This window comes from Erysipelatoclostridium sp. MSK.23.31 (genome assembly GCF_019125875.1).
In the GTDB taxonomy this organism is placed as follows: domain Bacteria; phylum Bacillota_I; class Bacilli_A; order Erysipelotrichales; family Coprobacillaceae; genus Thomasclavelia; species Thomasclavelia ramosa.
Genome location: NZ_JAHOCB010000076.1, coordinates 1 through 9,287 on the forward strand (window position 1 = coordinate 1; position 9,287 = coordinate 9,287).

General features: G+C 30.2%; 9 protein-coding genes. 4 read left to right on the top strand and 5 right to left on the bottom strand.

The features are described 5' to 3' along the window. Window positions 1–83: 83 nt before the first annotated feature. Window positions 84–161, bottom strand: a complete 78-nt coding sequence (locus KSU54_RS19570; RefSeq protein WP_081446386.1) for a YjcZ family sporulation protein — start codon at window positions 159–161, stop codon at window positions 84–86. Between the two features lie 236 nt (window positions 162–397). Between KSU54_RS19570 and KSU54_RS17975 the strand changes: the two genes are divergently transcribed. The 4 genes from KSU54_RS17975 (at window position 398) to KSU54_RS17990 (ending at window position 3,196) form a co-directional block, all read left to right on the top strand. Then, window positions 398–1,396: a peptidylprolyl isomerase gene (locus KSU54_RS17975; protein ID WP_003538040.1), complete on the top strand. Its 999-nt coding sequence runs from the start codon at window positions 398–400 to the stop codon at window positions 1,394–1,396. Then, window positions 1,396–2,256, top strand: a complete 861-nt coding sequence (locus KSU54_RS17980; protein ID WP_003538039.1) for a hypothetical protein — start codon at window positions 1,396–1,398, stop codon at window positions 2,254–2,256. The genes KSU54_RS17975 and KSU54_RS17980 overlap by 1 nt, the downstream gene beginning before the upstream one ends. A gap of 57 nt (window positions 2,257–2,313) precedes the next feature. Continuing rightward, entirely contained in the window at window positions 2,314–2,721 is a 408-nt protein-coding gene (locus KSU54_RS17985) for an HIT family protein (protein WP_003538038.1), read from the top strand. Between the two features lie 184 nt (window positions 2,722–2,905). Continuing rightward, complete coding sequence (locus KSU54_RS17990; protein WP_008791893.1) at window positions 2,906–3,196, top strand: hypothetical protein; 291 nt, start codon at window positions 2,906–2,908, stop codon at window positions 3,194–3,196. Between the two features lie 974 nt (window positions 3,197–4,170). Here the strand turns inward: KSU54_RS17990 and KSU54_RS17995 are convergent. From KSU54_RS17995 to KSU54_RS18010, 4 genes are read right to left on the bottom strand one after another with little or no spacing between them, the layout of a single operon-like run. After that, complete coding sequence (locus KSU54_RS17995) at window positions 4,171–5,115, bottom strand: HD domain-containing protein (RefSeq protein WP_008791897.1); 945 nt, start codon at window positions 5,113–5,115, stop codon at window positions 4,171–4,173. Then, a complete protein-coding gene (locus KSU54_RS18000) occupies window positions 5,108–7,099 on the bottom strand; it encodes a glycosyltransferase (protein ID WP_117792803.1) in 1,992 nt (663 codons plus the stop codon). The genes KSU54_RS17995 and KSU54_RS18000 overlap by 8 nt, the downstream gene beginning before the upstream one ends. Before the next feature lie 4 nt (window positions 7,100–7,103). Further along, window positions 7,104–8,132, bottom strand: a complete 1,029-nt coding sequence (locus KSU54_RS18005) for a lysylphosphatidylglycerol synthase transmembrane domain-containing protein (protein WP_003538032.1) — start codon at window positions 8,130–8,132, stop codon at window positions 7,104–7,106. Window positions 8,133–8,146: 14 nt separating this feature from the next. Beyond that, window positions 8,147–9,151: a glycosyltransferase family 4 protein gene (locus KSU54_RS18010; protein ID WP_217746712.1), complete on the bottom strand. Its 1,005-nt coding sequence runs from the start codon at window positions 9,149–9,151 to the stop codon at window positions 8,147–8,149. Window positions 9,152–9,287: the final 136 nt, after the last annotated feature.

Below are 9,287 nucleotides of genomic sequence, written 5' to 3' on the forward strand. Positions count from 1 at the left end.
AAATATAAGAAAACTGGAGCAGGATATATTTCCCCTCCAGTTTTAGTATAGAGCCAGGATGTCTTGACGACATCCTTTTTTAATTAGCACATATTACAAATGATTACTAATAAAATGAATAAAACTAAGATCAATGTAAAAGAATTATCTTGGCATGCCATTGTAATCGCCTCCTTTTTATTACATACAATAGATACCTACAATAACTAGAATAATAAACAAGACATAGATGTTTACATTAGTGCATTTACAGTTATTCATCAAATCCCCTCCTACCACCTACATATTATAAATTATGTTAAAATAACAATTGGCAATGTGTTTTTGCCTAATTTATTGAAATTAGATGCGATAAATAGTATAATTGTAACGTTATGGAAAGATAAGGAGGAAAGATATGAAATTAGGTAAATGTGCTGCGGCACTAGTCGTGACTAGTTTCTTATTAACTGGTTGTCAAAACAGCTCGAAAACAGTTAAAGAAGATGGGAAATATGTAGTTGCTTCTTTAAACAGTGGGAAAAAAGATAAAAATATTTTTGCGGATGATATTTTTAACGATGTAATATCTACTGCCAGTGGAAAAAGTTCATACTTTAATGCCGTGCTTCAACAATTAATGGATCAAAAATTCCCAATCGATGAGGATATGGAAACTGATGCTAATGAAACAGTTGATCAAATCCAAACTTACTATGAAAATCAATATGGCGATAATGCTGAAACTCAATTACAAACAGCGTTAAGTTCAAGTGGATTTAATTCACTTGATGAATATCGTGAAAACATGGTGAGAGTCTATCAAAGATGCAACTTTTTATTAGCTTACGTTGAAAAGAACTTTGATGAAGTTTTCGATGATTATTACACTCAAGCAAGTCCACGTGAAGCTAGTCTTATTAAAGTTTCAATGACTGATGTTGAAAATCCAACAGCTGATGAAACAGCAAAATTGAGTGAAGTCACTGCTTTATTAAGCTCAAGTAAAAGTTTTGGAGATATCGCCAAAGATTACTCTGATGATACAAACACTAACAAGAATAAAGGAAAATTAGGTATTGTAGATACTACAAGTGGTCTTTCACAAACATTTGGTAGTGATGTTGAAACTAAAATATTAGCACTTGCCAGTGGTGAAACTAGTGAAGCCATAAAAGGTACTGATGGATATTATTTTGTAAAAGTTACTAGTACTGATAAAGATAGTATAAAAAAAGAAATAAAAAAAGATTTATCTATTGATACTCCATTGATTGCATATGATAAGTATATGAGCTATATTGTTTATCAATCTTATAATGTTAAATACGATGATAAAAATACTGAAAAAATAATTAATAATGTAATTGATGAAGCTTTAAAAGAACGCGAAACTAGCCGAGGAGGAACAAACTAATGAAGAAAAAAATATTTCCTTTAGCAATAGTTGCAACTCTTTTGGTCGGATGTAGTTCTTCTAGTGCAACTACTTATACTTCAGAAATAAAAGATGGAGATAAGACTATTGCAACTGCTGATGATGTTAAAATTAGTAAAAATGATGTTTACCATTATTTACTAAAAGAATATGGAAGTTCTGAAGTTCTTTCATTAGCTTTAACTTATATTGCTGATCAAGAACTGACAGATAAGGATGCAGTGCAAACTAGAATTAATGAAAAGGTTGCAAGTTTTACTGAAAACTTAACTACTTCATTAGAAGAATATGCTAAACAATATGGTTATGAAACTGAACAAGAATATATCGATGGTGTTTTAACTTTAGGAGTAAAACAAACCATGCTTAAAGAAAAATATATTAAAGATAACTATGATGACCTGGTTAAAGAATACAAAGTTAAATATTTAAAAATTATTACTTTAGACACTGAATCAGCTGCCTTAAGTTTAATTGATAAAGTTAAAGATGGCAGTGATTTTGACACTTTAATGACTGAAAACAATGGTACTGATGCTGGTATGGTCACTACTAAAACAAGCAGTGTCGACTCAAAAATTATTAAAAAATTAGATAAATTTACTAAAGATGGTATTTATAATAAAGTGATTAAGACATCTGAATCTAAATATGCTGTAGTTTATGTTTACAATACAGATAAAAAAGATCTAAAAGATGAAATTATTACTAATTTAGCTTCTGTTAGTGATATGTCTACAAAAATGGAAACATATTATTTAAAGAAATACAATTTTGATGTATACGAATCAGCAATCAAAGATGAAATTAAAGAATCAAATGAAGATTATTTCGGATAAGGGGTTTCCCCTTATCTTTTTTCTATGTTAGAATAATATTATGGAGGACTTATAGAAATGGAGAATTGTATCTTTTGTAAAATCGCTAATAAAGAAATACCTGGTAAAATTGTATATGAAGATGATTTATGTCTAGCTTTTTTAGATTTGAGTCAAACAACTAACGGACATACATTAGTTGTTCCTAAAACACACTATCAAAATATTTTAGATGTTGATAAAGAAGTTTTGAGCCATCTAATCAAAGTAACAAAAAAGCTTACTAACCAAATAATCACTAATTTAGACGCAAAAGGCGCGAATGTGCTTACCAATGCAAATGAAGTGGCTGGTCAAACTGTTATGCATTTTCATATCCATATTATTCCAAGATATAATGAAACAGATCAAATCAAAATCGACTTTACTGATCGTAGTCAAGAAGTTGATTTAGATAATATTTTTAATAAAATAAACAGCTTATAAAACTTAGATATTTTCGCTAAATTAAAGTAATTTACTCTTGTATATTACTTATTTAGCGTTTTTTTATCAAAATCATTTTAAATTGATTATCCTATCTGTAATTATAAAAGTTAAAAAAATGACGATACTTAATCTAAATGTTATAATTTATTTAAAATTATTGACTTTGGAGGAAGTTAAAACTATGAAGTATTTTTTAATCGAAGGTATCGTTACTCATCCTGAACGAATGACAAATGAAATGATGCAAGAGCATCAAAAATATACAAATCTTTTAATGAAAGCGGGGAAAGTACTCTTTTCGTCATTAAAAAGCGATATGAGTTCTTCAATAACTGTAATAAAATCTAGAAATGAAACTGAAATACAAGAATTTTATAAACATGAACCACTTTTTAATAATAATGTGTTAAGTTATCACATTTCCGAATTGCAAATACATTATCATACTTCTGAAACTGCTAATTGGTTTTAAAGTGATCGTAAAAATTCTTAAATTTAAATAATTAAATTGTTATTTATACTTCTATTTCATTAATAGGGTAAAGGAATAAATTTGATAATTTATTCTCCCATTGAACCGTACGTACGTGTCTCGTATACGGCTCTACATTTATATCACTCTTAAGATAATAATCTAGGTGATAGACTAAACCTGGTCTATCACCTTTCTTTATGCTTAGAACTTTTAGCGATATTATAAAATTGACTATATTCATTCCACTTCTCCTATACCAGCCTAACCTTGTGTTTGCACACTTATAAATGTCATCTTCACTAAATCTACATTTACATGCTTTGTTTAATTTCATTAGATTTCTATATATTGCCTTTGGCTTCTTCCACCTCTTGCACAGTCATTTTGTCTATTCCAGGTACTCCTTTATTTTGTTTGACCTTTTCGATAGTCATTTTCAAATTCTCTTTACTTTTACCATCTAGGATTACGTTTCCCAGTTCTAGGCTACCCTCACTTTCGAACTATCCAAATATTGCTTATAGTGATTTGCACTCTATAAACGTTTCAGTCCTTCATCATTTCTGACTACTATGACTTCATCAGACTTCTTGTGATAAATCTTTTTCTATCGATGGTATCATTACTGTTTTTAACAGTTTACTGGACTTCATCGTCCACAAGGTCTCCCGAGGTAAGGCATACATCTTTTTTTATCTTCACAGGTTTTTGATTTACTGTCTTGGTTTGTTCTGCAACCTTATCTCCCATTCAGCCTCATCAAATTTCTTTTCGTAATCTCGAATATTTCGCTACACCAATTCCATCACCCATAGCATCACTACTAATGGTTTGTGGTTCACTACTCTTAGCGGTAAATACCCGTGGTGGGACTTTCACCAGCTAAATGTATGCCATGCTCGGCACACAGAAAAAGAGTAATTCTGTCAAATGATAGAATTACTCTTTTTAATAAGTTTTACAATCTTAATTTAATTCATTTTTGGTTTATAAAAGGCTCTATTTTCTAAAGCAAAAACTCGTTTTGAAAAACCACCTGGTTCTACTGTCTCTAAAGCTTTATCTAGCATATTGATCCGAGCATCCATATTATCAATTAAATAAATTACCTCTGCTTCTTTGATTTGTGGCAGTATTGGTGAACCAAATTCGTTTTTTCCATGATGAGATAAAATTATATGTTGTAACAGCGTAACTTCTTCACCCTCAATATTCATTTTATCAGCCATTTCTTTGATCATTGCCTGAGAGATTGATATATGACCCAATAATTTACCCTCGATTGTATATTCAGGTACAACTGGACCACTTAGTTCTACTGTTTTACCTAAATCATGTAATGTAATTCCCGCAAATAACAAATCTCTATTTAATGATGGATATAATCGAGCCAAAGCATCAGCTATCCTTAACATGCTGCAAGTATGATATGCTAATCCAGATACATACTCATGATGATTTTTACTAGCAGCAGGATAAATTGTTAATTTTTCAACATGTTCGTTGAATAATGCTTTAACTAACTGATTTAACTTAAGATTGTTAATTCGCTCAATAAAAGTATAAATCTCCTTTACAAGTTCTTCTCCTGTTTGTGGCGCACTTTTTAGAAATTTAACTTGTTCTTGAGGTTCAGTTGAAGCAACAACAATTTTGATTATCTTCATTTGGCGATCTTCATTATATTTGATTACATCACCTTTTACTTGTACAACACAACCCATAACTAACTTTTCTACTTGCTCATTAGTTGCATTCCACAATTTAGCATCGATTGTCCCAGTAGCATCTTGTAAAGTAATACTAAGATAGGTAGAACGATTGGCCCCATTTGTTTTTCCAACAACAACACGGTTAATCAGTGCCTCAATTACTACGCCTTCATCACCAGGTTTTAATTCATTTATTTTATTCATCATCCAAGGCTCCTTCTCTATTTAATAATTCTTTAATATGCTCATAATTGTAACCTTTTCTTAAAAGAGTATCAATGATTTTTTCTTTTAAATGAGTACCTTGATATCTTTTTGAATACTTTTTCTTTTGTCTTGAGAATTCTTTTTCCAAAGCTTCTTGTTCTTGTTGATCATCAAACTCAAAATCAAAATCACTAAGTGCTCGTTCAATTGTTTCAGAAGTAAAGCCTTTTATATAAAGTTTATCTCGAATTTTCTTCACCATTGCTTTATAAGAAAAACTAGTATTACGACTATAAATGGATTCAATTAATGTGGTGGCAGCATTATACTCATCGTCATCATCATCAATCTCTTCTAAACATCGATCAATAATTTGACTATCAATTCCATAACTCCGTAAATTATAAATAGCTTTATTTAAGCCAATTCCAAGTCGTGTACAGCGTTTTAAATAATTTAAGGTATATGCTTCATCATTTATTAAATTCTTCTCTTGAAGTAACTCTAGCGTTGCATCTAACTGTGTATCATCATAATCACCACTATCCATTAACTTCTTTTTCATTTGATTATAAGTATAATCTTTTACTGTGAGTAATTTTAACGCTTTATTATAGGCCCGAGAAACTTGTTCAAAATCTTTTAAAACATCAAATAACTCTTTATCAATAACTTTATTTGGCTCTAATTGATAAGCTTTAATTAATTTATCATTTACCTCAACAATAATCTCACTTTCATCAAATAGAAAAACAACTTCATTTATCCCTCTTTTAACCGGATATATCGACTTGACCGTATATGAATAGTGTTTCGAATTAATTGCTTGCTGATAAACAGCAATTACCTTTTCATAAAATACTTCACTACTAAACTTCATTGCACTTAAGTATGCGGCTTCTGCCATTTTAGAATAATTATGATTAATTAATTTTAGTAGGATTTCCACTAGTTCCGATGTTTCTTTAAAAAAGTACCCATTTACACCGTCATCGATAACATCCTCCAAATTTTTATCATAGCGTGCAACAGCAGGTATTCCACTTGCCATCGCCTCAATATAAGTCAATCCTTGAGTTTCAGTTATTGAAGCAGAAACAAATACATTTGATAAATGATAATAACTTGGTACCTCATTACTAGGCTTAGGGCCGGTAAAAATCACATAATTGCTGATATGATCATCTTTTACTAATTCTTTCAATTCCTCTAACTGTGGTCCTCCACCAACAATCAAGCAAAGTACATTATCATTTTCTTTAATAACTTCCTTCATTGCATCAATTAATACTTCAATACTTTTTTCTTTCGCAATTCGTCCTAAAAAAGTTACAATAAACTGATCTTTAATTCCATATTTGTCTTTAATTTGCTCAATCAATTCAGTATTTTTATTTTTAGGATCAAATTTTTCTAGTTCTAATCCTGTAGGAATAATATGGACGTCTTTATTTAAACCATATAATTCTAATGCTTCTTTAGTCTTTAAAGAAGGTACGATTAATTCAGTACTTTTATCACCATAAAATTTACTAATACGTGTAATTGCCTTTTTGATCAAACCATCAATAGCTCCAGAATTTACAGGATTAACATAATGAGAATAATCTGCCCACATCGTATGATACGTATAGACAACAGGAATATTAAGAGTTTCTCCTACGATTCTTCCAAATATTCCTACCCCAAATTCAGTTTGAACGTGGATAACTTCAATGTTCATTCCCTTAATTTCACGCATTCCTTTGAAGGAATAAATATTACAAGCCCGGTAACCATACAGGGCTTGTATTTCCAATCCAGGAACTCTTAAGATATTATCATGAGGATCATCCATATAATCACTATCACTAGGTAACTCGCTAGTAACAACAACTACATCATGTCCATGTTTTACTAATTCATCTTTCAATATTTTAGTTGATGTCGCTACCCCATTAATATCAGGGATATATGTATCTGAAAAAATTGCTATTCTCATTACTTTACTCCGATCTATTTATTTCTCGATTAGTTGCAAAAATGATACCACCAATAATTAGTCCTAAATAGTAGGTTACAAAGCGCCATACTAATAATGTTGTTGGCGTACCAACAGCCCCTAAAATAGGGCTAAATAACATATAATAAACTCCTTCGCTCCCGCCACTTGCTCCAGGAATCGGAACAAAGGCAGTAATCATATAAACAAATGAACAAATACCAATAAAATCGAATATTTGGATAAATGAAACATTAAGGTTTAATGCTTTTGCTGCAAAGAAGGGAATACTATACATAATTAATAATTTAAACAAATTAATTAATGATGATTTTATCAATACATTCTTATTTTTTAATAACACGTTTAACTCTGTTCTAAAGTTTTCAAGTGAACGTGCAATCTTAATAGAAGTATCTTCATAGTTTTTTACAATTCTTATTTTACTTAACGCTTTTACAATATTATTACAAATAAAATCTTGTAATCGCTTTGATTTAGCACCTAAAAATAGTCCAGTAATAACAAAGAAATTAATCAAGAAGCCTAAAATTGCTAATGAAAAAAATTCTGAATACATTGAACTATAAGCCTGATAACGGAAAATCATCACTACTGCAGTAAATAAAACTAGTACTGACTGGTAAACAATAAAAGCCATCAATAAAATACTAGCAGAGTTAGTTGGGGCAATTCCCTGCTTATTAAAAATATAGACTTGTGCAAATTGACCCCCACTAGAAAAGGGGGTAACCCCATTAAAAAAAGTTCCTGAAATCGAATTTACAAACCCTTGCTTATAACTATAATCCTTTTTATATAACTTACCAAAAGTATATAGATTAATTCCATCTAATAAAAAATATATAGACATTAATGCAAAGGAAATAACAATCCATAAAGGCGAGGCCGTTGTTAATGCTCTTAAAGAAGCATGTAAATCATCTTTCATTGTAAAATAAATTACAGTTGCCCCTAAAACAAGAATTAAAATAATGTTAAGGAAATATTTTTTATTAGATTTCTTATCCATAAGCTTTCCTCATATTAGAGGTTCAGCGTTTCTTCATACACCTCTAATAATTCTTTCCCTATCTTTGATAGTTCTCTCTCTTTAGCTACTTTATAGCCTTGCTCAACTAATGAAGGATATTCTCCGTTAATCATCTTTTTAATGATTTCAACAAAATCATCTGTGTGGTTACCTTTGTAACAGTTCACGCCATTTTCTAACCAATCTGAAAAAACAGGAATATCACGCAGTAAAACATTACATTTACTTGCCAAAGCTTCCAATACAACTATTCCCTCAGTTTCTTCTCTTGATGGGAAAAAGAATATATTACTTCTTACATAAGCCCCTTTAATTATATCACCGCTAACATAGCCTGGTAAAATAACATTTTGAGGTAAATCATCTAGTAAATCTTTAATCTTTTTTGTAGGACGTGATAATTTAATATCACCAAACCACATAAATTTATACTCAGGCAATTTCTTTGCCACCGATACAAAAGTATCAAATCCTTTTCTTTCAAATAGCCAACCTACCGAAATAATAACAACATCTTTAGAATCAATTTTGTATTGCTGAATAAACGATTCAATTTGTTCTTGACTAGGATTAAACTGTGTTAAATCAACACCATTCGAAACTGCTTTAATTGGAAGTGTAATTCCATAAGATTCTAAAATCCGCTTTGAATAAGGAGTCGGAGTTACAATATAATCACCTTTTGTATACATACTGATCAGCCATTTTTTATAAACCCCTGAAACAGTATTAGAAAACATAAAAGAATTTTTAAAATCTTCTTCTGTGCTATGAGCATGATATACAATCTTTTTATTATACTTTCGTGCTTGATTTATTATCTTAAAACTATCAGGCCATACAGTATTAATGTGGAGAATATCATAATCCAAATCATCCTTATCTGTAGTATAAGGGATTCCTGATAATTCTAATGCTTTTTTTTGATGGACAAAAGCACGACCAATTCCTGATTTTTTGATAGCATCTTCTTGTCCAAAATATAATTTAATTTTCATTTTATCACCATATCTATTATACTACAAAGTAGTCCTAATTTAAAGGATTATAAGTAAGGCATACTTCGGTTTAGAACAAAGAAAAAAGGATACGCAGAGGTATCCGTAAATAAAAAAAAAACCGGCAGCTTGCTAT

Coding starts and splice junctions, on each gene's coding strand:
- KSU54_RS19570 (WP_081446386.1), bottom strand. CDS start 161: ATGGCATGCCAAGATAATTCTTTTACATTGATCTTAGTTTTATTCATT.
- KSU54_RS17975 (WP_003538040.1), top strand. CDS start 398: ATGAAATTAGGTAAATGTGCTGCGGCACTAGTCGTGACTAGTTTCTTA.
- KSU54_RS17980 (WP_003538039.1), top strand. CDS start 1,396: ATGAAGAAAAAAATATTTCCTTTAGCAATAGTTGCAACTCTTTTGGTC.
- KSU54_RS17985 (WP_003538038.1), top strand. CDS start 2,314: ATGGAGAATTGTATCTTTTGTAAAATCGCTAATAAAGAAATACCTGGT.
- KSU54_RS17990 (WP_008791893.1), top strand. CDS start 2,906: ATGAAGTATTTTTTAATCGAAGGTATCGTTACTCATCCTGAACGAATG.
- KSU54_RS17995 (WP_008791897.1), bottom strand. CDS start 5,115: ATGAATAAAATAAATGAATTAAAACCTGGTGATGAAGGCGTAGTAATT.
- KSU54_RS18000 (WP_117792803.1), bottom strand. CDS start 7,099: ATGAGAATAGCAATTTTTTCAGATACATATATCCCTGATATTAATGGG.
- KSU54_RS18005 (WP_003538032.1), bottom strand. CDS start 8,132: ATGGATAAGAAATCTAATAAAAAATATTTCCTTAACATTATTTTAATT.
- KSU54_RS18010 (WP_217746712.1), bottom strand. CDS start 9,151: ATGAAAATTAAATTATATTTTGGACAAGAAGATGCTATCAAAAAATCA.